The 22,711-nt window shown below is 72.0% G+C and carries 29 protein-coding genes; 17 read left to right on the forward strand and 12 right to left on the reverse strand.

The genetic code is table 11. The features are described 5' to 3' along the window. Positions 1-49: 49 nt before the first annotated feature. On the forward strand, positions 50-1,156 hold the full coding sequence (locus FGW37_RS17940; RefSeq protein WP_179081968.1) for a type III polyketide synthase: 1,107 nt from the start codon (positions 50-52) through the stop codon (positions 1,154-1,156). Between the two features lie 64 nt (positions 1,157-1,220). Here FGW37_RS17940 and FGW37_RS17945 read toward each other — a convergent pair whose 3' ends face one another. From FGW37_RS17945 to FGW37_RS17955, 3 genes are all read right to left on the reverse strand, one after another. After that, positions 1,221-1,676: a tellurite resistance TerB family protein gene (locus tag FGW37_RS17945; RefSeq protein ID WP_179081969.1), complete on the reverse strand. Its 456-nt coding sequence runs from the start codon at positions 1,674-1,676 to the stop codon at positions 1,221-1,223. A gap of 109 nt (positions 1,677-1,785) precedes the next feature. After that, positions 1,786-2,814 (reverse strand): rod shape-determining protein, encoded by a 1,029-nt coding sequence (locus FGW37_RS17950; protein WP_179084762.1) that lies wholly within the window; start codon positions 2,812-2,814, stop codon positions 1,786-1,788. Positions 2,815-2,954: 140 nt separating this feature from the next. After that, complete coding sequence (locus FGW37_RS17955) at positions 2,955-4,661, reverse strand: bifunctional 3'-5' exonuclease/DNA polymerase (RefSeq protein WP_218650591.1); 1,707 nt, start codon at positions 4,659-4,661, stop codon at positions 2,955-2,957. 69 nt (positions 4,662-4,730) lie between these two features. Between FGW37_RS17955 and FGW37_RS17960 the strand changes: the two genes are divergently transcribed. The 4 genes from FGW37_RS17960 to FGW37_RS34170 all read left to right on the forward strand — a co-directional run bounded on the left by FGW37_RS17960 (position 4,731) and on the right by FGW37_RS34170 (position 7,274). Then, positions 4,731-5,060, forward strand: a complete 330-nt coding sequence (locus FGW37_RS17960) for a UBP-type zinc finger domain-containing protein (protein ID WP_179081971.1) — start codon at positions 4,731-4,733, stop codon at positions 5,058-5,060. A gap of 255 nt (positions 5,061-5,315) precedes the next feature. Beyond that, positions 5,316-5,603, forward strand: coding sequence for a winged helix-turn-helix domain-containing protein (locus FGW37_RS17965; RefSeq protein WP_179081972.1), 288 nt, complete (start codon positions 5,316-5,318; stop codon positions 5,601-5,603). Positions 5,604-5,766: 163 nt separating this feature from the next. Continuing rightward, entirely contained in the window at positions 5,767-6,942 is a 1,176-nt protein-coding gene (locus FGW37_RS17970; RefSeq protein ID WP_179081973.1) for an erythromycin esterase family protein, read from the forward strand. A gap of 203 nt (positions 6,943-7,145) precedes the next feature. After that, entirely contained in the window at positions 7,146-7,274 is a 129-nt protein-coding gene (locus FGW37_RS34170) for a SapB/AmfS family lanthipeptide (RefSeq protein ID WP_179081974.1), read from the forward strand. 70 nt (positions 7,275-7,344) lie between these two features. Here the strand turns inward: FGW37_RS34170 and FGW37_RS17980 are convergent, their stop codons facing one another. From FGW37_RS17980 to FGW37_RS18000, 5 genes are all read right to left on the reverse strand, one after another. After that, positions 7,345-8,061, reverse strand: coding sequence for a TetR/AcrR family transcriptional regulator (locus FGW37_RS17980; protein ID WP_179081975.1), 717 nt, complete (start codon positions 8,059-8,061; stop codon positions 7,345-7,347). Positions 8,062-8,071: 10 nt separating this feature from the next. After that, positions 8,072-8,524 (reverse strand): hypothetical protein, encoded by a 453-nt coding sequence (locus FGW37_RS17985; RefSeq protein WP_179081976.1) that lies wholly within the window; start codon positions 8,522-8,524, stop codon positions 8,072-8,074. Continuing rightward, positions 8,511-9,053 carry a thiol-disulfide oxidoreductase DCC family protein gene (locus FGW37_RS17990; protein WP_179084763.1) on the reverse strand — a complete coding sequence of 181 codons (543 nt, stop codon included), beginning with the start codon at positions 9,051-9,053 and terminating at the stop codon, positions 8,511-8,513. The genes FGW37_RS17985 and FGW37_RS17990 overlap by 14 nt, the downstream gene beginning before the upstream one ends. Before the next feature lie 5 nt (positions 9,054-9,058). Further along, entirely contained in the window at positions 9,059-9,487 is a 429-nt protein-coding gene (locus FGW37_RS17995) for a hypothetical protein (protein WP_179081977.1), read from the reverse strand. Positions 9,488-9,588: 101 nt separating this feature from the next. Beyond that, positions 9,589-10,257 carry a TetR/AcrR family transcriptional regulator gene (locus FGW37_RS18000; protein ID WP_246430432.1) on the reverse strand — a complete coding sequence of 223 codons (669 nt, stop codon included), beginning with the start codon at positions 10,255-10,257 and terminating at the stop codon, positions 9,589-9,591. A 101-nt stretch (positions 10,258-10,358) separates the two neighbouring features. On the opposite strand from FGW37_RS18000, the gene FGW37_RS18005 reads away from it, so the two are divergent. From FGW37_RS18005 to FGW37_RS18015, 3 genes are all read left to right on the forward strand, one after another. Beyond that, positions 10,359-10,769: a VOC family protein gene (locus FGW37_RS18005; protein WP_179081978.1), complete on the forward strand. Its 411-nt coding sequence runs from the start codon at positions 10,359-10,361 to the stop codon at positions 10,767-10,769. A 155-nt stretch (positions 10,770-10,924) separates the two neighbouring features. After that, entirely contained in the window at positions 10,925-12,982 is a 2,058-nt protein-coding gene (locus FGW37_RS18010) for an asparagine synthase-related protein (protein WP_179081979.1), read from the forward strand. A 68-nt stretch (positions 12,983-13,050) separates the two neighbouring features. Then, on the forward strand, positions 13,051-13,314 hold the full coding sequence (locus tag FGW37_RS18015) for a lasso peptide biosynthesis PqqD family chaperone (RefSeq protein WP_179081980.1): 264 nt from the start codon (positions 13,051-13,053) through the stop codon (positions 13,312-13,314). Positions 13,315-13,507: 193 nt separating this feature from the next. Here the strand turns inward: FGW37_RS18015 and rpsN are convergent, their stop codons facing one another. Together rpsN and rpmB are read right to left on the reverse strand one after the other, a co-directional pair. Further along, the gene (gene rpsN, locus FGW37_RS18020) at positions 13,508-13,813 is read right to left on the reverse strand and encodes a 30S ribosomal protein S14 (protein ID WP_179081981.1); all 306 of its coding nucleotides are present in this window, start codon (positions 13,811-13,813) and stop codon (positions 13,508-13,510) included. Next, entirely contained in the window at positions 13,813-14,049 is a 237-nt protein-coding gene (gene rpmB / locus FGW37_RS18025; RefSeq protein WP_179081982.1) for a 50S ribosomal protein L28, read from the reverse strand. Before rpmB ends, rpsN begins: the two co-directional genes overlap by 1 nt. 96 nt (positions 14,050-14,145) lie before the next feature. Between rpmB and rpmG the strand changes: the two genes are divergently transcribed. The 5 genes from rpmG to FGW37_RS18050 all read left to right on the forward strand — a co-directional run bounded on the left by rpmG (position 14,146) and on the right by FGW37_RS18050 (position 16,497). Further along, positions 14,146-14,310: a 50S ribosomal protein L33 gene (gene rpmG / locus FGW37_RS18030; protein ID WP_058045596.1), complete on the forward strand. Its 165-nt coding sequence runs from the start codon at positions 14,146-14,148 to the stop codon at positions 14,308-14,310. A 6-nt stretch (positions 14,311-14,316) separates the two neighbouring features. Next, positions 14,317-14,574 (forward strand): type B 50S ribosomal protein L31, encoded by a 258-nt coding sequence (locus tag FGW37_RS18035; protein ID WP_179081983.1) that lies wholly within the window; start codon positions 14,317-14,319, stop codon positions 14,572-14,574. Continuing rightward, the gene (locus tag FGW37_RS18040) at positions 14,571-15,800 is read left to right on the forward strand and encodes a CobW family GTP-binding protein (protein WP_246430433.1); all 1,230 of its coding nucleotides are present in this window, start codon (positions 14,571-14,573) and stop codon (positions 15,798-15,800) included. Before FGW37_RS18035 ends, FGW37_RS18040 begins: the two co-directional genes overlap by 4 nt. 34 nt (positions 15,801-15,834) lie before the next feature. Continuing rightward, positions 15,835-16,077 (forward strand): 30S ribosomal protein S18, encoded by a 243-nt coding sequence (gene rpsR, locus FGW37_RS18045; protein WP_179081984.1) that lies wholly within the window; start codon positions 15,835-15,837, stop codon positions 16,075-16,077. A gap of 180 nt (positions 16,078-16,257) precedes the next feature. Beyond that, positions 16,258-16,497: a DUF397 domain-containing protein gene (locus FGW37_RS18050; protein WP_179081985.1), complete on the forward strand. Its 240-nt coding sequence runs from the start codon at positions 16,258-16,260 to the stop codon at positions 16,495-16,497. A gap of 96 nt (positions 16,498-16,593) precedes the next feature. Here FGW37_RS18050 and FGW37_RS18055 read toward each other — a convergent pair whose 3' ends face one another. Then, a complete protein-coding gene (locus FGW37_RS18055; protein WP_179081986.1) occupies positions 16,594-17,094 on the reverse strand; it encodes an ATP-binding protein in 501 nt (166 codons plus the stop codon). 324 nt (positions 17,095-17,418) lie between these two features. Between FGW37_RS18055 and FGW37_RS18060 the strand changes: the two genes are divergently transcribed. The 4 genes from FGW37_RS18060 to FGW37_RS18075 all read left to right on the forward strand — a co-directional run bounded on the left by FGW37_RS18060 (position 17,419) and on the right by FGW37_RS18075 (position 21,211). Then, entirely contained in the window at positions 17,419-18,282 is an 864-nt protein-coding gene (locus FGW37_RS18060; RefSeq protein WP_058045601.1) for a helix-turn-helix domain-containing protein, read from the forward strand. Positions 18,283-18,368: 86 nt separating this feature from the next. Beyond that, positions 18,369-19,826: an aldehyde dehydrogenase family protein gene (locus FGW37_RS18065; RefSeq protein ID WP_179081987.1), complete on the forward strand. Its 1,458-nt coding sequence runs from the start codon at positions 18,369-18,371 to the stop codon at positions 19,824-19,826. A 108-nt stretch (positions 19,827-19,934) separates the two neighbouring features. Next, positions 19,935-20,483 (forward strand): DinB family protein, encoded by a 549-nt coding sequence (locus FGW37_RS18070; protein WP_179081988.1) that lies wholly within the window; start codon positions 19,935-19,937, stop codon positions 20,481-20,483. 116 nt (positions 20,484-20,599) lie between these two features. Continuing rightward, the gene (locus FGW37_RS18075) at positions 20,600-21,211 is read left to right on the forward strand and encodes a PadR family transcriptional regulator (RefSeq protein WP_179081989.1); all 612 of its coding nucleotides are present in this window, start codon (positions 20,600-20,602) and stop codon (positions 21,209-21,211) included. Positions 21,212-21,327: 116 nt separating this feature from the next. On the opposite strand, the gene FGW37_RS18080 is transcribed toward FGW37_RS18075, so the two are convergent. Next, positions 21,328-22,620 carry a helix-turn-helix domain-containing protein gene (locus tag FGW37_RS18080; protein WP_179081990.1) on the reverse strand — a complete coding sequence of 431 codons (1,293 nt, stop codon included), beginning with the start codon at positions 22,618-22,620 and terminating at the stop codon, positions 21,328-21,330. Positions 22,621-22,711 lie beyond the last annotated feature (91 nt).

The raw sequence follows: 22,711 nt of genomic DNA on the forward strand, positions 1-22,711 counted from the left end.
TCCACCGGTCAGTCCCCTGGACCGGTAAGTCCCTGGTAAGGAGGCAGTCATGGCTACGCTCTGCCGACCGGCCATCGCCGTACCCGAGCACGTCATCACCATGGAGGAGACCCTGCAGCTGGCTCGGACGCTGCACGCCGACCACCCTCAGCTCCCGCTGGCCCTGCGGCTGATCGGCAACACCGGAGTCCGGACCCGGCACATCCTCCAGCCCATCGAGGACACCCTCAAGCACCCCGGCCTCACCTGGCGCAACAACCTCTACGAGACCGAGGCCAAGGCCCGGGTCCCCGCAGTCGTCCGGCAGGCCCTGGAGCACGCCGAACTGACCTCGCGCGACATCGACTTGATCGTCTACGTCTCGTGCACCGGCTTCATGATGCCGTCCATGACCGCCTGGCTCATCAACACCATGGACTTCCCGGTCACCACCAGACAGCTGCCGATCGCCCAGCTCGGCTGTGCGGCGGGCGGCGCCGCCATCAACCGCGCGCACGACTTCTGCACCGCCTACCCCGGCGCCAACGCCCTCATCGTGGCCTGCGAGTTCTGCTCGCTGCTCTACCAGCCCACCGACCTGGGTGTCGGCAACCTCCTGTCCAACGGCCTCTTCGGCGACGCCCTCGCCGCGGCCGTGGTGCGCGGGGAGGGGGGTGAAGGCGTGCGCCTGGAGCGCAACGGCTCCCACCTGGTGCCGGACACCGAGGACTGGATCTCCTACGCGGTCCGCGACACCGGCTTCCACTTCCTGCTCGACAAGCGGGTCCCGGGCACGATGGCCATGCTCGCCCCCGCCATGCGCGACATGGCCGAGCCCCACGACTGGAACGTCTCCGAGCTCGATTTCTACATCGTCCACGCGGGCGGGCCGAGGATCCTCGACGACCTGTGCAAGTACCTCGACCTCGCGCCCGAGTGGTTCCGCTACAGCAGGGCCACGCTCACCGAGCGGGGCAACATCGCCAGCGCCGTCATCTTCGACGCCCTGGAGCGCCTGTGGGCCGACGGCGGCGTGGCGCACGACGCCCGGGGCATCATCGCCGGCTTCGGCCCCGGCATCACCGCCGAGATCTCGCTGGGCACGTGGAGCAGCGGGGCGGGCGGCGGCGAGAGGGAGGGGCAGGCGCCGGGCCGCTCGATGCCGCAGCCCGCGTAACCGGCCTCCGGTCGGTCCGCTCGGTCCGGCCGCCCCCCTCCGGTCCGCCCGCCCCGCTCGCCCGTCAGAGGTCGAATTCGGCCGGGTTGATGCCCAGCGCGAAGCACGCCTCGCGGACGACGGCCTGCTCGGTCTTGTCGAAGTCGCCGTCGGCGCCGCCGATGACGATGCCGATCTGGATGACCGCACGGGCCTCGGTCGGCTTCTTCTGCACCTTGCCGATGGTCTGCATCACGCTGACCTTGCCGAAGTCGAAGTCGGCCGTGAGCTTCTGGCAGTAGTCGTTGAAGCGGGCCTGCAGGTCGTCGGCGGGGAAGTTCTGCAGCACCTCGTTGGTGGCGATCAGCGAGGCGACGCGCTGCCGCTCCGAGGCGTCGATCGAGCCGTCGGCGGCCGCCACCAGAGCACACATGGCCATGCTCGCGTCACGGAACGCGCCGCTCTTCAGCTCGTTCTTCTTCGCCACCAGCTGACCCTGCATCGTCGTCGCGGAGTCCTTGAGCCGGTCCCAGAGCGCCATTTGCCGTTTCTCCTCATACATAAGCGGGGGTGTACGGGGAGAACGGGGGAGAGGGGTACGGAAGTTCCCAGACCGTCCTAATGCGACAGAACGGTGCAAGGGTGCGGCGTCACGCCGACGCGAGCGGATCCAGGTGCAGCGGCCGCACCTTGCCCTCCATCATCGCGCCGAGCCCCAGCACCGAGCAGACGTCCGGCTGGTCGGCGATGCGCACGGTCATCCCCGTCGCATCGGCGATCATCCGGTCCAGGCCCGGCAGCACCGCGCTGCCGCCCGCGAGCATCACGCCCCGCTCGGTCAGGTCCGCGACGAGGTCGGGCGGGCAGGCGCGCAGCACCCGGCCGATCGCGTCCAGCACCGCCGTCAGGGGCATGTGCATGACCTCGCGCACCTCGGCGGTGTTCACCATGACCGTCCGGGACAGCCCCGTCGCCACGTCCCGGCCGCGCACCTCCGCGCTCTCCTCCATCGGATCCGCGCTCAGCGCGAGGTGCAGCGGCTGCAGCCCCTGCGTCGGCAGCATCAGCTCGTGGCGGCGGCGCAGGTGCTCGACGACCGCGTAGTCCATGGCGTCACCGCCGACCAGCACCTTCTCCGCCGCCACGATCGAGCCCAGCGACAACACGGCCACCTGGGTGGAGGCCGCCCCGCACACCACGATCATCGTCCCCTCGGGCAGCTCGACGGGCAGCCCGCAGCCCACGGCGGCGGCGATGAGCGTGTCGACCAGCTCCACGCGGCGCGTCCCCAGCCCCGTCAGGGTCTCGACGGCGGCGCGGCGCGCGAGCGGATCCGCGTCGTGCGGGAGGCACACGGCGGCGCGCAGCATCGGCTTGCGCCGCCAGACCCGGCGCACCTTCTCGCTGACGAGGTGACGGAGCATGCGCTGGGCCATGTCGATGTCGACGACGGTGCCGCCGGAGATCGGCCGGACCACGGTGATGTGGTGGGGCGTGCGGCCCGACATGCCCTCGGCGATCGAGCCGACCGCGATCAGCGAGCCGGTCCTGGTGTTGACCGCGGCGGCGCTCGGCTCGTCCACGATCAGCCCGTTGTCGCGGAGGTAGACGCGCGTGCGGGCCGCCCCGAGGTCCACGGCGATGGTGCAGCGGCGCAGCTGCTCAAGGCTGAAGGACATCATGACAGGGCCTCCCCTGAGCGGCGGTCGGGATCCGGTGGGGCCGCCGCCGCCGGGCGCCCCTGGGGTCAGCGTGCGCGGCCGGAGGCCGCAGCGCGCGCTGGAGTGGGCCGCATGGGGGAGCCCGGGATGACGCGCTGTCAGCGCGCCGCCGCCGCGGTGGGCACCGGTTTCGCGTCGGCGTAGCACTCCACGACCGCCGTCGTGAACGGGAACAGCACCGGGACCTCCCCGAAGACGACGCGCGCGGCCCGGGCCGAGGCCGTGCGGATGGCCTCGGCGACGGTGGCCGCCTCGGCGTCCGGGCAGTGCACGATCACCTCGTCGTGCTGGAAGAAGACCAGCTCGGCACGGAGCCCGGCGAGCTCCTGGCGCAGGGCCGCGAGCATGGCCAGCGCCCAGTCGGCGGCGCCGCCCTGCACGACGAAGTTCCGCGTGAAACGACCGCGGGCCCGGCCGGCGGGGGTGCTGCCGTAGCCGTCCTGCTCGGTGGTCTGGGGGAGCCCCGCCTCCTCGGGCAGGGCCGTGGAGGCCGGCGGGCACGTGCGCCCGAGCCACGTCCGTACGAGGCGGCCCTCCTCGCCTGCGCGCGCCGCGTCGTCCACGAGGGCGACGGCCGCGGGGAAGCGGCGGCGCAGATCCGCGAGGTGCTTCAGGCCGTCCCCCGACGTCTGCCCGTAGACCGCGCCGAGCAGCGCCAGCTTGGCCCGCTCGCGGTCCCCGGCGAAGGCCCGGTCGGACAGGGCCGCGTACAGGTCGCGCTCGCCGCTCGCCGCCTCCATCAGCCCCGGGTCGCGGGAGACGGCGGCGAGGATGCGCGGCTCCATCTGATCGGCGTCGGCCACCACCAGCCGCCACCCGGGGTCGGCGACGACGGCCCGGCGCACGACGCGCGGGATCTGCAGCGCGCCCCCGCCGTTGGTCGTCCAGCGGCCGGAGACGGAACCGCTCGGCACGTACTCGGCACGGAAACGGCCCTCCCGCACCCACGTCTGCAGCCAGGACCGGCCGTGGGCGGTGTGCAGCCGGTAGAGCTTCTTGTACTCCAGCAGGGGCGCAACAGCAGGGTGGTCGAGCGTCTGGAGCTCCCACGCGCGCGTGGAGGACAGGGAGATGCCCTGGCGGGCAAAGGCACGGATGATGTCGGCGGCCAGATCGGGCCGCACGCGCCCGCCCTCTTCGCCGAAGGCCGTGGAGACGGCCTCCGCCAGCTCGGCCAGCCGCCGGGGCTCCAGCCCGCCCGGGAAGTGCTCCCCGAGCAGCTCGTCCAGCAGGGCGCGGTGCACATCCGCCCGCCAGGGCAGCCCGGCCCGGTTCATCTCGGCGGCGACGAGCGTGCCCGCCGACTCCAGGGCGAGCAGGAGCAGCAGCCGGCCCGGGTGGGCGGTGGCCTGCGCCCGGGCGATCTGCGCGGCATGGACCTCGACCAGCGCGTCCAGCGGATCCGTGCCGGGCGGCAGCGGTACGGGCCCCGGCTCGAACAGCGACGGCTGCCCGCCGGCGGCCCGCGGCGGCGGATCGGCGGGCACGGGCAGCCCGCGCAGCCGCGCCCACGCCGCAGCGAGCGACCGCGGCTGCCCGTACTGCCCTTCCTCGTGCCCGACGAGCAGGCTCTCGGCGGCCTCGACGTCGTAACACCGCTCCACGCGCAGCCCGGCCGCGAGCAGCTGCGGGTAATGGTGGGCGGTGGACCGCCACACCCACCGCTCCACGTGCGGATGCGAGCGCACGGCCTCGGCCAGGCTGCCCGCGGACGCGACCGGGCCGACCGGCGCCCCCGCGAGGTCGACGGCGCGGAGACGGACACCCCCGTCGCCCGTCTCCGCCACCGCCAACCTCACGCACAAGATCCTGCCAGGAGGGTCTGACAATCGCCCTGACCTGCAGGGTCACGTGTCGCGGGCTACGTTGGAGACATGAGTGGAACCTGGAAGGCAGTGGCGGACGTCGAAGGCCGCCCGACACAGCGGAACTGCTCCCACCTGGACGAGGCGGCCGCGGAGGTCACCCCGAGCACCACGGAAGGCTGCGAGGACTGCCTGCGCACCGGCGGCACGTGGGTGCACTTGCGCGAGTGCCTCGTCTGCGGCCACGTCGCCTGCTGCGACAGCTCCCCGCACCGCCACGCGAGCGCGCACGCGCGTACCGAGCCGGGCCACGATCTCGCCCGGTCCTTCGAACCGGGCGAGGAGTGGGCGTGGTGCTACGCGGACCAGATCCTGCTGCTGCCGGCCGGTGGCCGATGACCCGGACGCGGCTTATTTCCCCCAAGTGCTGCGGGAGTTGACCTAACGCAAGAAGCCCTGACGCGCCCGAACCACCCGGCGATAAAGTCACGCATGTCGACGCTCCCTTTAAGCGTTGGCCACGCCCCGGGGCCGTTCGCGCGGCCGCCGGGGTTTTGAACGCCTCTGAACGTAGGCCGCGGTATAGAGCGGAGTGGAGCAGTGCAGCGCTATCCACCCTTACGTGTTGTGGGGTGCTGCGCTAGGTTGACGCCCATGGCAGAGGAGCAGGGCGCCCCGCCCGTCGACCCGACGCGGGTCGCCTACGTCTACATGCAGGTCGCGGACCACGTCGCCGCCCAGATCGAGGTCGGGGCCCTGCGCCCGGGTGCCCGTCTGGCGGGCGAGAGGGATCTGGCCGAGCAGTACGGCGTAGCCATCGGCACGGTCCGCCGAGCCATTCAAGAACTGCGGGACCGCGGACTCCTGGTCACCCTGCCCGCCAAGGGCACGTTCGTGCCGGAGCAGCTCTCGGCGGACGACGCCGATCTCGACGACGCCTGATTCCTGAACTCGGCCCGCTGACCAGGGCGCTGTGTGTACAGTCCTCGGCCTGATCGTCACCACCTCCGGCATGGGCTCCTTCGTCGCCGCCCGACCGCCCAAGACCCGATCTTCCTGATCTTCCCCTTGACCTCAAGCATCCTTGAGGTAGGAGCCTGGGGGCATGAAGATCAATACCGCCACCGCCACCGCTCCCCTCCCGCTCTCCGACGCGACGCTCGACGAACTGGCCGGGAAGCTCGCCGCTGACGCGACGATCGTCGGCATAGGGGAATCCACCCGCTTCTCCCGGGAGACGTTCGGGACGCGGGACCAGCTCTTCCGCCGCCTGGTCCGGCGGCACGGGTTCCGGGTGCTGGCCGTACAGGACAGCGCGGACGTCGCCGCCGCCCTGGACGCGTACGTACGCGGGGGCGAGGGGTCGGCGGAAACCGCGCTTGACGACGCCTGGCGGCCCTGGCGTACGGCCGAGATGGCCGCGGCGCTGGAGTGGATCCGGGAGTTCAACCGGGACCACCCGCACGACCCCGTACGGATCCTCGGCATGAAGCCCCCGCAGGCGCAGCCCGCCGACTACGACGCGGTCATGGAGTACGTCCGTGACTCGGCCCCGGAGCGGCTGGCGGAGGTGGCGTCCCACCTGGACACGATCCGGACCGCTCACCGCATGGACGAGCACGTGCAGCGCGCCCAGGGAACGCACCCGGGACGACCGTTCGCCGAGCACGCCCGCGACGCGCGGGCGCTGATCCGCGCACTGCCCGCCGCAGAAGGCCGTAACGACGACATCCTGGAGCGGATGGACCTGATCGTGGACTTCCACGAGCAAAGCGTCGCCGGGCGCGGCCACTTCGTGGGCGACGACGCGGTGTGGGCGGGCGTCATCGGCGACTTCCAGCGCCGTACGGGCCTGCGCGTGGTGGTGTGGGACGGCATCGGGCACACGTCGGCGGCGGAAGTGTCCCCGGGCATGGTGGCGCCGGAGCGCGGTCCGCAGCCCACCGTCGGCAGCGTGCTGCGTGAGGGTTACGGGGCCCGGTACGTGTCCGTGGCGATCGGCTTCCACCACGGAGACCTCGGCGTGGTCGCCGTCCCGGAACCGGCCGAGGGCTTCATCGACGCGAAGCTCGGCGAGTTCGCCACGCCCGCCCACTGGCTGGACCTGCGCGACGAGGCCGTACGCGGCCGCTGGGACGGCCCGGCGAAGGCCCGCGTCATCAGCGGCGTCTACGACCCGTCCCGCGACGCCACCCAGCATCTCGCGGTGGCGTCCCTGGCCGACGCCTTCGACGTTCTCATCCACATCCGCGAGGCGTCCCCCGTGCAGTGGCTCCCGTAAACGGCACCGCGCGCCCCATGGCGACTCGGCCGCGGTAATCAAGCCGTGGCTTCTCAGCCCCGTGCGCATCGACCCGTGCGCATCGCCGCGGGCGTGCGCCTGCCGTAGGCGTGTGCACCCGTTGCTCCAACCGCACGGGCGGCAGTGCCGCTATGGGCGGCTTGAGCGGGCATCAATGGACGGGATGGGACGGGAGGCGAGAGATGGTTCTTCTCGATCTGCAAGCGATGGAGTCTGCCAGTACCACGGAGCTGGGTCCGGAATTCGGAGCCAGCGACGGGAGCTTGGTGAGCCTGCTCATCTGCCCCGAAGGCGGCGGCGGAGACGACTGAGGGTGGTCCGGTACCCACCCGGGTGCCGGATCGGCTCCCTGCAGAGGCGAGCGGCCGCACCCGCACGTACTCAGGACTTGCGGGTGACCGCCGTCTGGGCCATGCCGGGGAGGAAGTCCGTGAACAGCTCGTGGATTTCGAGGACGAGCGGGCGGAGTACGCGGAAGCGGGCCAGGGAGATGCCGCGCGTCGTCAGGCGGGCGCCGCGGTCGGCGAGGCGGCGGGTGCGTTCGCGGTCGGGGGAGCGGTCGAAGACCCAGTAGAGGACGAGGCCCATCTGGGAGAGCCACATCAGCTCGGGGAGGACGTCGGCGAGCTCGGCGGGGACCTTGGCCTTGGCGCCGGCGAGCACCTCGCGGTGGACATCGATGGCGGCTTCCCGCGCGTGCTCGGACTCGGCGGAGAAGGGGCTCAGTGGGGAGTCGGGGTCGGCGGCGTTCTTGAAGAACTGGGCCGCGAACTCGTGGTACGGCGTGGCGATGTCCAGCCAGGCCTGCAGGACGCCGGAGAGCCGCGCCTCCAGGTCGGTCTCCCGGTCCAGCACCTCGCGGACCGCCGCCTGGTGCTCGGCGGCGATCCGGTCGTAGAAGCCCTGGATCAGGTGTTCCTTGCCGGCGAAGTAGTAGTACGCGTTGCCGACGGAGACCCCGGCCTCCTTGGCGATGGCCCGCATGGTGGTCTTGTCGTAGCCGCGCTCCTGGAAGAGCCGCATCGCGGTCTCCAGGATCAGGGTGCGGGTCTGCTCGCTCTTCGCAGGCTGCTGCCGGGGCTCGTTCTCTGCTGGCACGGTTCAGAGCCTAAGGGGTCCGCTTGAAGCGGAACTGGGTGGTGGTGTCCCGGGAGGGTCTGATGAAGAGGCCGTCGCGGGCGCCCTCGCCGGCGATCGAGAGTTCGAACGTCTCGCCGAGGGTGAGCCGGATCCGCTGGTGGCCGAGCTTGGGCTTCTTCCCCAGGTGCCAGGTTCCGTCGCCGGTGAAGCGCCTGGTGGGCTGCTCGTCGTCGTCCTCGGAGAAGGCGGTGGGCACGCCCACGGCGGTGAGCGTGCCGTCCTCGCGGAGGATCAGCCGCGCCCCTTGGCGGGCACGCCAGGAGCCGACGAGCTCGCCGGGCTCCGCCGAGCCCGCGGGCGGGCTCAGGAGGACGACCAGGGCGGCCAGTGCGGCCACGGTGCCGAAGGCGACGAGGCCGACGATCCGCGCGGGGCGGCCGGTGCGGGGGCCGGTGCGGGGGCGGGCGCTACGCGGGTGCACTGCCGGGCTCACAGGCGCTGCCGCAGGCCGGGGGCGCGGCGGCGTAGGCCCACCCGTTCGTGCCGGGCGCGGGCACGGGCGTGGCCGCGGGCTGCCAGTACGCCCCGCGGTACCTGGACGCGGCCAGGAGCGCGTTGCGGGCGAAGCGGAGGCCGGACGGGGTGCTCATGCGGTGGGAGAGCGGACGGTATTCGGCCAGGGCCCACAGGCACACGACCCACGCGGCGGCGCCGCGGTAGACCTGCCCGGCGTCTCCGACGACGGTGATCTCCTCGGACGTGGCGGCATGGTCGAGCTCCGGGAAGCGCCGCCGGGCCTCGTCCGACCCGAGGGGCACCAGGTCGAGCGGTACGAGCTGACGCTGCTTCACGAGCCAGTTGCGCACGAAGGTGCAGAGCGAGCACTGCGCGTCGTAGAGCACGGTGAGCCGGCGGACCGGGACGCTCCGGGCGTCCCGGTCGGCGGCAGCGGCAGCGGCAGCGGCAGCGGCGGCGGCGGTGGTGGTGATGGTTGCCGTGGCGGTCGCCATCGGGGTCAGCGCCCGCCGGCCGGCGCGGTCCACGGGCCCTGCTGACCGGTCCACCCCTGCGGCGCGACGGGCGGGACCTGCTCCCGGTCCATGATGCCGCGGCGGCGGAACTTGTTGAGGGCGTAGACGTTGCCGAGGTGCATGACGCCGAGCACGAGCAGGACGACGCCGAGCTTCTGCGACAGCGCCTCGAACGCCCCGCGGGCGTCGGTGATGGTGCTGTCGTCCTGCAGGTACAGGGCGATGAACCCGAGGTTCACCAGGTAGAAGCCGACCACCAGCAGGCGGTTCACGGCCTCCGCGAGCTTCTCGTTGCCGTGCAGGACGTCGGCGAGGAAGACCCGCCCGTTGCGGCTGAGCGTGCGCGCCACCCAGACCGTGAGGCCCAGGCTGAGCAGCAGGTAGATGACGTATGCGACGACTGTGAGATCCACGTCCCCAGCCCTTCTTGAACGTGTTCAAAAGCTCTGATGGTCGTGACTGTAGACCTGTTTTTGAACACGTTCAAGCCGGGCTTCGGCTTCTGTTCGCGCCCTTACGCCCTCGGGGTGCTCGGGTAGTCGCCCAGGGAAGGGGCGAGCAGGTCGAAGACGTGCGCGGCCTCCTCGGCCACGATGCCGGCGATCCGGTCGGTGGACCGGCCCGCCAGTGTGAGCTCCTGGATGCGCTCGAAGAGCAGCCGCTGCGCTGCCGCGAGGAGGACGGCGGCGGCCCGGGGTGCGATGCCCCCGCCGCCCCCGCTCCCGCGCCTGCCGCCGCCCTCGCCCTCGTATCCGGCGAGGGTCTCGGCGAGGGCTTCCTCGCGCTGGTCGTGCAGTTCGCGCAGGCGGGCCGTGAGCGTGGGGCTCTCGGCGATCATGTGCGCGAACTCGTACCCGGCGAAGCCCGCGACGGGGCTGCGGTCCTCCACCGCGGCCAGGAAGTACCGCCGCAGTGCGGCGAGGGCCGATTCGCCCTCGGCCCGGTCCGCGACGGCGCGGGCCAGGCTCGCGGCGAACTCCTCGTGGTGGTCGAGGGCCATGTCCTCCTTGCGCGGGAAGTAGTTGGTGACCGTCTTCTTCGCGACCCGGGCCGCTGCGGCGATCTCGGCGATCGTCGTCTCCTCGAAGCCCTGCGCGAGGAAGAGCCGGGTGGCGTGGTCGGAGATCAGCTGCCTGGTCTCCTGCTTCTTGGACTCACGGAGTCCCATCGTCTCGGCGCTCATGAAGCAATCTTACTCTCGACGTAAAAATACTCTTGACGAATGGCATGCCCTCGATGCAAAGTTACGTCGGTAGCAAGTTCCTGCCTGAGAGAGGACCCTTCTTGCGCGTCTCCGTTTCCACCATCTCCCTGACCGTCGAGAACGTGCAGGCCTCGCGTGACTTCTTCACCGCGCACTTCGGCTACCAAGTGGCCATGGAGGCCGACGGGTTCGTCTCGCTGACGCGCGACGACGACGCCGTCGCCATCGTCCTGCTGCGCCGCGGCATCGAGGTGCTGCCGCCCGAACGGCGTGACGAGTGCGCCGCCGGCCTGGCCGTGGTGTTCACCGTCACCGGCCTTGAAGCCGAGGAGAAGCGACTGCGCGCCGAAGGCGCCGACATCACCATGCCGCTGCGCGAAGAGCCCTGGGGTGAGCGGCTGTTCCAGGTCACGGACCCGAACGGCATCGTGGTCCAGCTCGTCGAGTGGGTCACGCCTTCCGGCGCCGTTCAGCAGGACGACGGCCAGTAGGGCGGCAGGCATATCGTCACACTTGCCTCCTTGTCGTGTGAAATGTTCGCCTGTTCGGCGTAACAGGCGAAGGCGTGGGTATCCCGGGGCTCACGGTGCGGCTGCGTTGCATTTGCCGCACCGCTGGACAGCAGTCGCCGGGAAGGGGCCGGGCAGTGTGGTTCGCGGTTCTGCCGGACAGTGAGGCGGGCCTGGCTGCGGCCCGCGTGCTGCGCCCCCGGGCGTGCCGGGCGATCGACCACGCCTCGGGACGGCCCTGGCTGCTGGGCAGTTGGCCGGACGAAAGGGTGACGATCGCCGGGGCGGGGACGGGAATGGGGGCGGCGGCAGGCGCAGCACGGCTGGCGGTGATCGGCCGCTGCCCCGTCACCGCGGCGGAGCTGGCTGCACGGCTGCGGCAGCTCCGTGACGTCGCGGACACCGAGCGCGCCGTGGCGGGCCTGGCGGGCAGCTTCCACGTGGTGACCTCGGCCGGCGGACAGGTCCGGGTACGAGGCTCCGCGTCCGGCACGCGCGGGGTCTTCCACGCCCGCTTCGACGGCGTGACCGTGGCGGCCGACCGCGCCGACCGGCTCGCGGAGGCCGTCGGAGCGAGCCCGGACGAGCGGATGCTCGCACTCCACCTGCTCTCCTCACCCCCTCCCCACCCGCTGGACGACCGGAGCCCGTGGCGCGGCGTGCACCGCGTACCGTCCGGGGACTGTCTGCTGATCGAGGCCGACGGCCGGGCCCGTACGCGGCGCTGGTGGACCCCGCCGGAGCCGGTCCTGTCCGCGGCCGAAGGCGCGCGCGGGGTGCGCCGGGCGCTCGTCGCCGCCGTCGAGTCCTGCACGGCCGGCGGCGGCACGGTGAGTGCGGACCTCTCCGGCGGGATGGACTCCACCGGCTTGTGCTTCCTTGCAGCCCGGATCGGCGCGGCGAAGCTGGTCACCCTGCGCTGGGAAGGGGCCGACCCGGGCAACGACGACGGCCGCCGGGCCGCACAGGCTGCCGCCGCACTCCCCGACGCCCGGCACGTCCGGCCCGGCCGCTCCGGAACGCCCCTCTGGTTCAGCGATCCGGCCGAGGCGTCAGATGTCCTGCAGCCGGGCGCCGGATACGACATGAGTCACCCGGCCGACGGCATCGGCGGCCCGGCCCACGGCTTCGGTCACCCGGCTCACGGCATCAACCGCCCGGTCCACGGCATCAACCGCCCGGTCCACGGCCTCGGCCACCCGGTCCACGGCCTCGGCGACCCGCCCCACGTCATGAACCGCCCGGCCGACGAGCCCGGCGCCTGGGTGCGGGACGCCGCCCGCTTCGCCAAGCTGTCCGCCCTGATGACCGTCCGGGGCTCCCGGCTGCACATGTTCGGCGGCGGCGGGGACGAGCTCTTCACCGCCCCTGCCCCGCACTTGCACGACCTCCTGCGCAGCCGCCCGCTCGCCGCCTTCGCGGCCCTCGCCGCCGTCCGCAGGAAGCACGCCGGCAGCCGGCGCGTGCCGCTTCTCCCGGCCCTGGGCGGCCTGGCGGACCGCAGCAACTTCCCCCAGTGGCTGACCGCTTGGGCGGACAGTCTCGTCCGCCCCGCCGCCTTCCCGGCGGGGAACGTCCCCTCCATGGCCTGGGGGCCGGACCTGCGCATGCCCTCCTGGGCGACCGCGGACGCGGTCCTCGCGGTGCGGGGCCTGCTGCGCGAGGCCGCGGCCGCCGCCCCGGAGCCGCTCCACGCGCAGCGCGGCCAGCACGAGGCGCTCGCGTCCGTACGGGCAGTCGGGCGCGGCGTCCGCCAGCTCGACCAGGTGACGTCCGCGAGGGGGCTGGAGTACGCCGCGCCCTATCTCGACGACGGCGTCATCGAGGCGGCGCTGTCCGTACGCGTCGACGAACGCAGCGCGCCCGGCCGGCACAAGCCGGTTCTCGCCGCCGCGCTGCGCGGCATCGTGCCGGATCCGGTCCGGGGGCGGCCCACCAAGGGCGAGTTCGGCGCGGACCTGCACACGGACTTGTACGCGGACCTGTACGCGGGGCTGCGGCACAACCGGGCCCGTCTGGTCGCGTTGTTCGAGGATTCCCTGCTGGCCCGCGCGGGCCTGGTGGACGGGGCGGCCCTCCGCGCGAGCCTGCTGGGCCTGCATCCCGTACCGGAGCCCCTGCGCCCGCTCGACACCACCTTGGGCTGCGAACTCTGGCTCCGTTCCCTCCCCGACCGCGCCGCCCTGATGCCGTAGCCGCGGTAGTCGCCCCGTAACCGCGCCGCCCTTCGCACGACCGCCTCACACGACCACGGGAGACCGCTGTGACCCTCACCCTGCGCCGGGACGTGTCCGCCACGGACACCGAGGACGGCATGGTGCTGCTCGACGAGCAGTCCGGGAGCTACTGGCAGCTCAACAGCACCGCCGCGCTCATCCTGCGCACCCTGCTCGACGGCACCCCGGAGCGGGCGGCGCAGTCGCTCACCGAGCGGTATCCGGCCGTCTCCGCACAGCGGGCCGCCACTGACGTGGCGGCCCTCATCGACTCCCTCTCCACGGCCCGCCTGGTGGTGGCCGACGGGTGACGCACTGAGCGAAAGCGTGCTGCGCTCCGGCCGGTGCCGCAGGGCCGGGCGGCCCCCTCAAGGTCGCCCGGCCCGCTCAAGCCCGCCGGTCCCGCGACCGCGCCCCGTGAGCCCGCCGGCCCCCACCGGCTCGCCCCGGCTCGCCCCGGCTCGCCCCGGCGACTGCCGGCCCGGTAACCGCCGGCCCGGCCGTCTACCAGCTGGACTTCCGCACCCCCGGCAGGTGCCCGGCGTGGGCCTCCTTGCGCAGGTTCACGCGCGACAGGCCGAACGTACGGAAGTAGCCGCGCGGCCGGCCGTCGGCGGAGTCGCGGTTGCGCAGGCGCGTCGCGCTCGCGTCCCGCGGCTGGCGCCGCAGTTCGCGCTCGGCCGCCAGCCGCTCCTCCTCCGGCGTGCGCGGGTTGCGGATGACGGCCTTGAGGAGGGCCCGGCGCGCCGCGTAGCGGGCGACCGTCAGCCGTCGCTGCTCGTTCTTCGCGATCTTGCTCTTCTTGGCCATCAGACCTTCTCCCCACGGGCCCGGATGCGGGCCACGGCCGCCTCGACGCCGATCGCGTCGACGGTCTTGATCCCCTTCGCGCTCAGCCGCAGCCGTACGTTCCGGCCTTCGGAGGGCAGCCAGTAGCGCTTGGTCTGGATGTTGGGGTCGAACCGCCGCGACGTGCGGCGGTGGGAGTGGGAGATGGAGTTGCCGAATCCGGGCTTGCGGCCGGTCAGCTGGCAGTGCGCCGACAAGGGTCAGACCTCCTGGGAAGGGGCGATCGAAGGGGCGATCGGGGGCTCCGGAAGAGCCTTAATGAAAATGGGAACCATTTCTGTATAGTAGCCCCCATGGCCCGCAACGAGCTACGCCCCGTCATCAAGCTCCGGTCCACCGCCGGAACCGGCTACACCTACGTCACCCGCAAGAACCGCCGTAACGACCCCGACCGCATGCAACTGCGCAAGTACGACCCCGTCGTCGGCCGCCACGTCACCTTCCGAGAGGAGCGCTGATCCGCCGTGAAGCCCGGAATCCACCCGCCCTACGGCCCCGTCGTCTTCCGTGACCGCGCGGCCGGCTTCGCCTTCCTCACGCGCTCGACCGCCACCAGCGACAAGACGGTCGAGTGGGAGGACGGCAGGACGTACCCCGTCATCGACGTCGAGATCTCCTCGGCGAGCCACCCCTTCTACACCGGCACGGCCCGCGTCCTGGACACCGCCGGCCGCGTCGAGCGCTTCGAGCGCCGCTACGGCAGCCGCGGGGGCGGGCGGTGACCGCGCCGCACCCCCTGCCCGTGGCCCTGGTGGGCGGTCTGCACGCGGACGCCCGCCGGGCTACGGTCGAGCGCCTCCTGCAGACCGTCCCCGGCAGCGTCGCCCTCCACCACGACCTGGCCACCGCCTCCGCCGGAACGGTTCGCCGGACGGTGCGGGACCGCACCGGCGCGCTCGACGAGGGCGAGACGCCGCTCGTCAACGACTGCGCCTGCTGCGCCCTGCGCGAGGACCTCATGCCCGAGCTGGAGCGGCTCGCCGCCTCGGGCACGTGCCGGCTCGCCGTCGTCGAGCTGTGGGACTCCGTCGAGCCCAAGGCCATGGCCGAGGTCGTGGCGGCCCACGCGGGCGAGGACCTGCGGCTCACCGGCGTGATCACAGCCGTGGACCCGGCCCTCGTCCTGCCCGCCCTCGGCTGCGGCGACGACCTCGCGGAGGCCGGACTGGCCGCCGCGGCCGCCGACCAGCGCACCGTGGCCGACACCTTCGCCCGGCAGCTGGAGTACCCGACGGTGCTCGCGCTGGCGGAGGAGACAGCCGAAGGGACGGCCGAAGGGACGGCCGGGGAGGACGCCGACGGCGACCGGACCGCCTTCGGCGAACCCGTGGCCCCGGCCGACGCCGCCGACTACGCCCTCCTCACCCAACTCGCCCCCACCGCACGCCATATCGCCGTCGACTCCGTCGACCTGGCGGCCGCCGCGGTCGCCGGATTCGACGTGGAGGCGGCCGCGGCGCGGCAGCACCCCGCCTGCGCACTGCTGCCGCAGGAGGCCGACGCGGACGGCGTCGCCACCCTCGTGTGGCGCGGGCGCCGCCCCTTCCACCCGGGGCGGCTGTACGCCGCACTGGAGGACCTGTGCTGCGCCGCCGCACGCAGCCGGGGCCGGTTCTGGCTCGCCGACCGGCCGGACACGCTGCTGGCGTGGGACGCCGCAGGCGGCGCGCTGTGCGTGGAGAGCGCGGGGCCTTGGCTCGCGGCGCTGCCGGACGCCGCCTGGGACATGGTGCCGCCGGACCGGCGCGTGGCCGCCTCCCTCGACTGGGATCCCGAGCACGGCGACCGCGTCCAGCACCTCACGTTCACCTCGCCGGGGCTCGACGCCGACGGGCTGCGCACGCTGCTGGAGTCGTGCCTGCTGACCGACGCCGAATACGCGGGCGGTCCCGACGCCTGGCGGCTGCTCCCGGCCGCGTTCGACGAACTCCTCGACCCCGTTTCCTGACCCCTTCCCGGTTTCAGATCTCCAAGGACCTTTCATGCCGCGCCGCCCCGACCACCGCAAGAACCTCAAGCCCCGCCCCAATCCCCTGGATGCGGCGGGCATCACGTACATCGACTACAAGGACACCGATCTGCTGCGGAAGTTCATTTCGGACCGGGGGAAGATCCGCAGCCGCCGGGTGACCCGGGTCACCGTCCAGCAGCAGCGCCGGCTGGCCCGGGCGATCAAGAATGCACGTGAGATGGCACTCCTGCCGTATTCGAGTGCGGGCAAGTAGTCGGCGGTCGCCTGGTCGCGATGGTGTAGTCACCTTGAAGTAATGGTGGGAACACCGTAAGTGCACGTGCATTCGCTCATGCAGAAGCATGTGAACGCAGCTATGATCCGGAGTAGTTGTCAACCCCACCATTCGCCGCCGGGCGTGCCGGGGTGCCCTGCAATTCTCCGGGAGAGTCCAGTGCCTCACGCGTACAACGGCATGGCTGCCGCGGACCTCGACGGCGTCGTCTGGCGCAAGAGCCGGCACTCCAACTCCCAGGGATCCTGCGTGGAGTTCGCCAAGCTGCCGGGTGGCGGGGTCGCCGTGCGCAATTCCCGTCATCCGGAGGGTCCGGCGCTCGTCTACACCCCTGCGGAGATCGACGCCATGCTGCGCGGGATCAAGGACGGGGAATTCGACTATCTGGTGACCGACTGATCCGGTCGATCCGGTAGTCGGTTCCTGCCGAGCGCGCTGCTCGTACTGCTAAGCGTGCAGCTGCTCGTACTGCTGCTCGTACTGCTGCTCGTACTGCTAAGCGCGCTGCTCGTGCGGCAGCCGGAAGAGGGCCCATACGACCTTGCCGTGCAGCGCCCCCGCGAGCGGGTGCCACCCCCAGGTGTCGCTGAAGGACTCGACGAGGAAAAGCCCGCGCCCGCACTCCGCCGACGCATCCGCCTCGCCGGCCGTCGGGCTCTCCTCGCTGGGGTCGCGCACGGCGCACACGAGACGCGACGTCCACCGCATCAGGTGCAGCCGCACCGGAGGGTCGAATTCACCGCCGGATATCGGCTCGGCGGGCAGGGCGTAGCGCAAGGAGTTGGTGACGAGCTCCGAGACCACGAGCGCCACGTCGTCGAAGAGCCCCGCCAGGCCCCACCCCTGGAGAGTCGTTCTGGTGAACGTACGGGCGGTCCGGACCGCCTCGAAGCGGGGTGGGAGCGCGCAGGACGCCGAGTGGGGGACGGCCGATGGGGCGATCGGTGGCAGCCCTCGCCACAGAGGAGAGAGCACAGTCGATCCTTCGGTACCCATCCGAGGCACTCCTGGCAATCGTGGACGTGACACGCACGTGTGCGCTCCCCATCGTTCCCAATGCGGATGGCGGATGCAAGGGCAGATGCACGTGCACGTGGGGGATTTGGGGGCGCACGTCGGCGTTCGGCCGCAATTCTTCCTACGCCCTCTTCCGTACGACCTCCGGCCTACTCCCCTCCGGGTAGCCGGATGCACACTCAATGCACACTCAACCGAGCCCGGAGATGGCAGACTTCACCGCCGGGGGCTGCGGGGGTCGCCCCCGGAGAGGGCGAGCGCGGCAAGGCCGGAAACGGAACCGGAAGAGGAGGAGTCGCAACGATGGCCACGAGCGAGTCGAGCGGTTCAGTGGTGCGCCGCATACTCCTGGGCTCCCAGCTCAGGCGACTGCGTGAGTCACGTGGGATAACCCGCGAGGCGGCCGGCTACTCGATCCGTGCGTCCGAGTCGAAGATCAGCCGTATGGAGCTGGGCCGGGTGAGCTTCAAGGCACGCGATGTGGAAGACCTGCTGACCCTCTACGGTGTCACGGACGAGCTGGAGCGCGAGGCGCTGCTCGGCCTGGCCCGCGAAGCCAACGTCGCCGGGTGGTGGCACAGCTACGGCGACGTGCTGCCCGGCTGGTTCCAGACCTACGTCGGACTGGAGGGGGCCGCCTCGCACATCGGGATCTACGAGGTCCAGTTCGTGCACGGGCTGCTGCAGACGGAGGGGTACGCCCAGGCCGTCGTGGTCCGCGGCCAGCCCGCGGCCGACGGGGCGGAGGTGGAGCGCCGCGTCTCGCTGCGCATGGAGCGCCAGAAGCTGCTCTTCTCCGAGCGCGCCCCGCACTTCCACGCGGTCCTGGACGAAGCGGCGCTGCACCGGCCGTACGGCGGCGAGGCCGTCATGCGCGGCCAGCTCCAGCACCTCATGGACATCTCCGAGCAGGCCAACGTGACCCTCCAGGTGATGCCCTTCGCGCACGGCGGGCACGCGGGCGAGAGCGGCGCCTTCACGATGCTCCGCTTCCCCGAGTCGGACCTGTCGGACGTGGTCTACCTGGAGCAGCTCACGAGCGCGCTCTACCTCGACAAGCCCGACGAAGTCGCCCAGTACGGAAGGGTGATGGAGCGGCTGCACGAGGACAGTCTCTCGCCGTCGGCCACCCGGGACCTGCTGAGGCGGCTGCTTCAACTCATGTGACACATCAGTACGATGACGTCCCATCAGGAGCGCATTCCGGTTCGGGCGCCGCCGAGCGCCCCCGTATCTCCAGGCAGGGATGGCACATGTCCTACTTCGAAGAGTTGGCCTTCCAGTACATCGACGGCGAGTGGCGGTCCGGCACCGGCTCCTGGGACATCGTCGACTTCAACCCGTACAACGGGGAGAAGCTCGCCTCCATCACCGTCGCCGGCGTGGGGGAGATCGACCAGGCCTACCGCGCCGCCGAGCGCGCCCAGCCCGCGTGGGGCGCCACCAATCCGTACACCCGCCGGCTGGTCTTCGAGCGGGCGCTGCGCGTCATCGACGACCGGGAGGCCGAGCTGGCCGCCGCGATCACCGCGGAGTGCGGCGGCACGGCCCTGAAGGCGGCGTTCGAGCTGCACCTGGCGCGGGAGTTCCTGCGGGAGGCCGTCCACCTCTCGCTGCGGGCCGAGGGGCGGATCCTGCCCTCGCCGGACGACACCAAGGAAAACCGCCTCTACCGGGTGCCGGTCGGCGTCGTCGGGGTGATCAGCCCGTTCAACTTCCCGTTCCTGCTGTCGCTGAAGTCCGTCGCGCCGGCGCTCGCCCTCGGCAACACCGTCGTCCTCAAACCGCACCAGAACACGCCCATATGCGGCGGCGGCCTGGTGGCCAAGGTCCTCGAGGAGGCCGGGCTGCCGGCGGGCGTGCTCAACGTCGTCGTCACCGACATCGCGGAGATCGGCGACGCGCTCATCGAACACCCCGTGCCGAAGGTCATCTCGTTCACGGGCTCCGACAAGGTCGGCCGGCACGTGGCCACGGTCGCCGCCTCCCACTTCAAGAAGACCGTCCTGGAGCTCGGCGGCAACAGCGCGCTGATCGTCCTCGACGACGCCGACCTCGACTACGCCGTCGAGGCGGCGGTATTCAGCCGTTTCATCCACCAGGGGCAGGTCTGCATGGCCGCCAACCGGGTGCTCGTCGACCGCTCGGTGGAGCAGGAGTTCACCGAGAAGTTCGTCGCCAAGGTCAAGAGCCTCAAGGTCGGCGACCCGGGCGACCCGGCCACCCACATCGGGCCGCTGATCAACGCCGGGCAGGCCGAGGCCATCGGTTCCCTGGTCGAGCAGGCCGTCACCGACGGCGCGACCGCGCTGGTGCGCGGCCGGACGGAGGGCACGCTCGTCGAGCCGTCCGTCCTGACCGGGCTGAAGGCCGACGCCGCGATCCTCGGCCAGGAGATCTTCGGGCCGGTCGCGCTGATCATCCCCTTCGACGGCGAGGAGGAGGCCGTCCGGCTGGCCAACGCCACACCGTACGGGCTGAGCGGCGCGGTCCACACGGGGGACACCGAGCGCGGCGTGCGCGTGGCGAAGCGCATCGACGCCGGGATGATCCACGTGAACGACGGGACCGTGCACGACGAGCCGATCGTGCCCTTCGGGGGCGAGAAGGCGTCGGGCGTGGGGCGGCTGAACGGCGACGCGATGGTCGATGTGTTCACGACGACGAAGTGGATCTCGATCCAGCACGGGAAGAGCCGTTTCCCGTTCTGAGCGGACGCGGGGATCTGTCGGGTTCGAGGACAGAACCTGACCGCATAGGCCCCTACGTTTGACCCGTCGGACGGCACGACAGCGATGAGCAAACGAAAGGCGGCCTCCATGCCCACCCACGTCATCGAGAACAACCCCTCCGACGAGCGCGGCACACTGCTGGCGTTCGTGGAGGCCCAGCGGGGCGGCCTGCGGCGGGCGGTGCTCGGGCTGACCGACGAGCAGGCGGCGCTGAAGCCGAGCGCGAGCGAGCTGTCCCTGGGTGGACTGCTCAAGCACGTGACGCAGGCCGAGCGGAACTGGCTGCTGCTGGCACAGGACCGGGCGGAGGAGGCCGGGCACGACGAGTCGGAGTGGGCCGACGGCTTCCGGCTCCTGGAGGGCGAGACCGTCGCCGGGGTGCTCGCCCGGTGGGAGCAGGTGGCGGCGGAGACGGAGAAGTTCATCCGCTCCGTGCCCAGCCTGGAGGACACCTTCCCGCTGCCCCCGGCGCCGTGGTTCCCCGCGGACTCGCGGGTGTCCATGCGCTGGCTGCTGCTCCACCTGATCGAGGAGATCGGGCGGCACGCGGGGCACGCGGACGTCATCCGCGAGTCGCTCGACGGGAAGACCGCCTTCGAACTGGTGGCGCTGGCCTCCGGGGAGGACGGGGCCTGAGGGACGGGTCTTGACGGACGGGTCTTGACGAACGGGGCCTGATGTGGCCCGGCCCCTCGTTCCACCTAGTCTGGACATGGTCCGGACGGCAGTGGAACGAGGAGGCTGAGGGCGCGATGTCGGCGATCCGGCTACTGGTCCTGGGCGCGGTCCGGCAGCACGGACGGGCCCACGGCTACCAGGTCCGCAACGACCTGGAGTTCTGGGGCGCGCACCAGTGGTCCAACGCCAAGCCCGGGTCGATCTACCACGCGCTCAAGGCGATGGCGAAGCAAGGGCTGATGGTCGCCCACGACACGGCGCCGAGCGAGGCCGGCGGCCCGCCCCGCACGGAGTACGAGCTGACGCCCGCCGGCCAGGAGGAGTACTTCCGGCTCCTGCGGCACGCGCTGTCCGCCCACGACGAGAAGACCGACGTCCTCACCGCCGGCGTGGGCTTCCTCGTCGACCTGCCGCGCGCCGAGGCCGTCGCCCTGCTGAAGCAGCGGGTGGCGGCCCTGGAGGAGTGGCGCGAGGAGATCCGCCGGAACTGGACCCCGGCCGAGGGCGAGGACTGGGGCCACATCGCCGAGATCATGGGCCTGTGGGTGCACACGGCGGAGACGGGCGGGGAGTGGACCCGCGGCCTCATCGAGCGCCTGGAGGCGGGCGCGTACGAGATGGCGGGCGAGGGCGAGCGGTGGCGGGGCGGGACGGCCCCGGAGCCGGGAGGTGCTCACGGGGGGTGACTTCCGGGCGCCCGGGTGGGCGCTCGCGTGGGGCAGCCTCCGGTGCCCGGAGCGCCGCAGCCGGCTGCGCCTTGCCCCGCAAGAGGCACAGAGGCCGGTACAACCGATCTCAGCCACTACCGGGCGCGCAGCCCGACGGCGGAAGCGAGCTCACGCGCGCCGGCGGTGTGTGGGTGCCGGATGATCAGGTCGGTGGCGACGCGCTTGATGGTGGGCCGGTCACGTACTTCGGCGGGGGAGACGCGGAGTGCTTCGAGGAGTGCGTCCGCGGTCTGCTGAGGTTTGCCCCATTGCCACCAGGCCCGGGCGAGATCGGTGTGCATGCGGGCGCGGCGTTCGGCGGTGGGGAACTGTCCGGGGTGCAGCGTGCGCCCGGCTTGGAGAGCGCTTCCGGCGTCACCGAGAGCCCAATGCACGCCCACCTCGTAGAGGGTGACGGCAGCTGGACCGATCGAGATGGCGGCGCCGGGAGGTGGCCGCTCCGGCAGGCGCGAGACAGCGCGTCCGGCTTCGCGCATGAGGGTACGAGCCTGGTCGCGGTCGCCGGTGCGGGCGGCTGTGTAGGCAGTGGTGCACAGCAACTGCGCATACGCCATTGCTTGCGGCGGGGTGGCCAGCCCCGAGCGTTCGACGGTGACCAGGGCGCGTTCGACCAAGCGCTGGGCGGCTTGAGGCTGGTCCTGGTGGCGGAGCACGATGCTCAGCTCCCGCGATGCGGCGGCTGTGGCGATGGGGTCGCCGGACAGGTCCGCGTAGGTGAGAGCCCGGTCGGCGGTCAGCCTGGAGCGCTCGTAGCGCCCGATCTTCGTCAGGACCCGGGAGGTCAGGGAGTAGCAGGAGGACAGCGTCGCGTACGCGGTTTGTGACCGGGTCCGGGCTGCGGCATGGGCATCAGCCAGCAGCGCCGGGAGCGCTTCGAGCAACCGGGAGTGTCGGCCGCTGTCGAACAGGGCCTGGGCAGCGGGCAGGCGCAGTCGCACTGTCGAGGCCGTGCCGTGCGGGGCGGGGATGGCCGCGAGTGCGTCATCCAGGCCGGCGAGGAGGAGCTGAAGGGGGCCTGCCGCCCCGGCGGCGGCGAGCAGTGTGCGGCGGCGCAACGGGTCCTCCTCGGCATGACGTGGCCCGGACGCCGCCACTGTAGTGGCCGCGATCCTGCCGAGGCCGATGGCCACGGCCAGAACATCCGTCGGTAATCCCACCTCCTGCGCGGCGCGCCGCAACAGTCCCAAGTCGGTCGTGCCGTGTCGTTCGAGGCGGGAGATGGTGGAGGCTGAGCAGCCGACGCGTCGGCCGAGGTCGGCCTGGCGCCAGCCGAGGTGAGTGCGGCCCAGACGGACGAGGCCACCGGCCTGGTGACGTCTGATCAGTACAGCTGCCTCGGGCGTCTTCCACAGAGGATCGGCGCTCATCACACCACCTTCACGGGCGCGAGGCCTGCCCGCCCACGGTAGGCGTGGCCCCGCGGCGCGCCAAGGCCGTGTGCAGCATCTGCACACCGCA

This window comes from Streptomyces rectiverticillatus (genome assembly GCF_013394065.1).
GTDB classification, from domain to species: domain Bacteria; phylum Actinomycetota; class Actinomycetes; order Streptomycetales; family Streptomycetaceae; genus Streptomyces; species Streptomyces rectiverticillatus.

Bases quoted from the DNA above. Each gene is read 5' to 3' on its own strand.
- rpmG (WP_058045596.1), top strand. From the start codon at position 14,146: ATGGCCCGCAACGAGCTACGCCCCGTCATCAAGCTCCGGTCCACCGCC.
- FGW37_RS17990 (WP_179084763.1), bottom strand. From the start codon at position 9,053: ATGGCGACCGCCACGGCAACCATCACCACCACCGCCGCCGCCGCTGCC.
- FGW37_RS17965 (WP_179081972.1), top strand. From the start codon at position 5,316: ATGGCAGAGGAGCAGGGCGCCCCGCCCGTCGACCCGACGCGGGTCGCC.
- FGW37_RS18060 (WP_058045601.1), top strand. From the start codon at position 17,419: ATGGCCACGAGCGAGTCGAGCGGTTCAGTGGTGCGCCGCATACTCCTG.
- FGW37_RS17970 (WP_179081973.1), top strand. From the start codon at position 5,767: ATGAAGATCAATACCGCCACCGCCACCGCTCCCCTCCCGCTCTCCGAC.
- FGW37_RS34170 (WP_179081974.1), top strand. From the start codon at position 7,146: ATGGTTCTTCTCGATCTGCAAGCGATGGAGTCTGCCAGTACCACGGAG.
- rpsN (WP_179081981.1), bottom strand. From the start codon at position 13,813: ATGGCCAAGAAGAGCAAGATCGCGAAGAACGAGCAGCGACGGCTGACG.
- FGW37_RS18070 (WP_179081988.1), top strand. From the start codon at position 19,935: ATGCCCACCCACGTCATCGAGAACAACCCCTCCGACGAGCGCGGCACA.
- FGW37_RS17950 (WP_179084762.1), bottom strand. From the start codon at position 2,814: ATGTCCTTCAGCCTTGAGCAGCTGCGCCGCTGCACCATCGCCGTGGAC.
- FGW37_RS18080 (WP_179081990.1), bottom strand. From the start codon at position 22,620: ATGAGCGCCGATCCTCTGTGGAAGACGCCCGAGGCAGCTGTACTGATC.
- rpsR (WP_179081984.1), top strand. From the start codon at position 15,835: ATGCCGCGCCGCCCCGACCACCGCAAGAACCTCAAGCCCCGCCCCAAT.
- FGW37_RS18000 (WP_246430432.1), bottom strand. From the start codon at position 10,257: ATGAGCGCCGAGACGATGGGACTCCGTGAGTCCAAGAAGCAGGAGACC.
- FGW37_RS18075 (WP_179081989.1), top strand. From the start codon at position 20,600: ATGTCGGCGATCCGGCTACTGGTCCTGGGCGCGGTCCGGCAGCACGGA.
- FGW37_RS18065 (WP_179081987.1), top strand. From the start codon at position 18,369: ATGTCCTACTTCGAAGAGTTGGCCTTCCAGTACATCGACGGCGAGTGG.
- FGW37_RS17940 (WP_179081968.1), top strand. From the start codon at position 50: ATGGCTACGCTCTGCCGACCGGCCATCGCCGTACCCGAGCACGTCATC.
- FGW37_RS17945 (WP_179081969.1), bottom strand. From the start codon at position 1,676: ATGGCGCTCTGGGACCGGCTCAAGGACTCCGCGACGACGATGCAGGGT.
- FGW37_RS17960 (WP_179081971.1), top strand. From the start codon at position 4,731: ATGAGTGGAACCTGGAAGGCAGTGGCGGACGTCGAAGGCCGCCCGACA.
- FGW37_RS18055 (WP_179081986.1), bottom strand. From the start codon at position 17,094: ATGGGTACCGAAGGATCGACTGTGCTCTCTCCTCTGTGGCGAGGGCTG.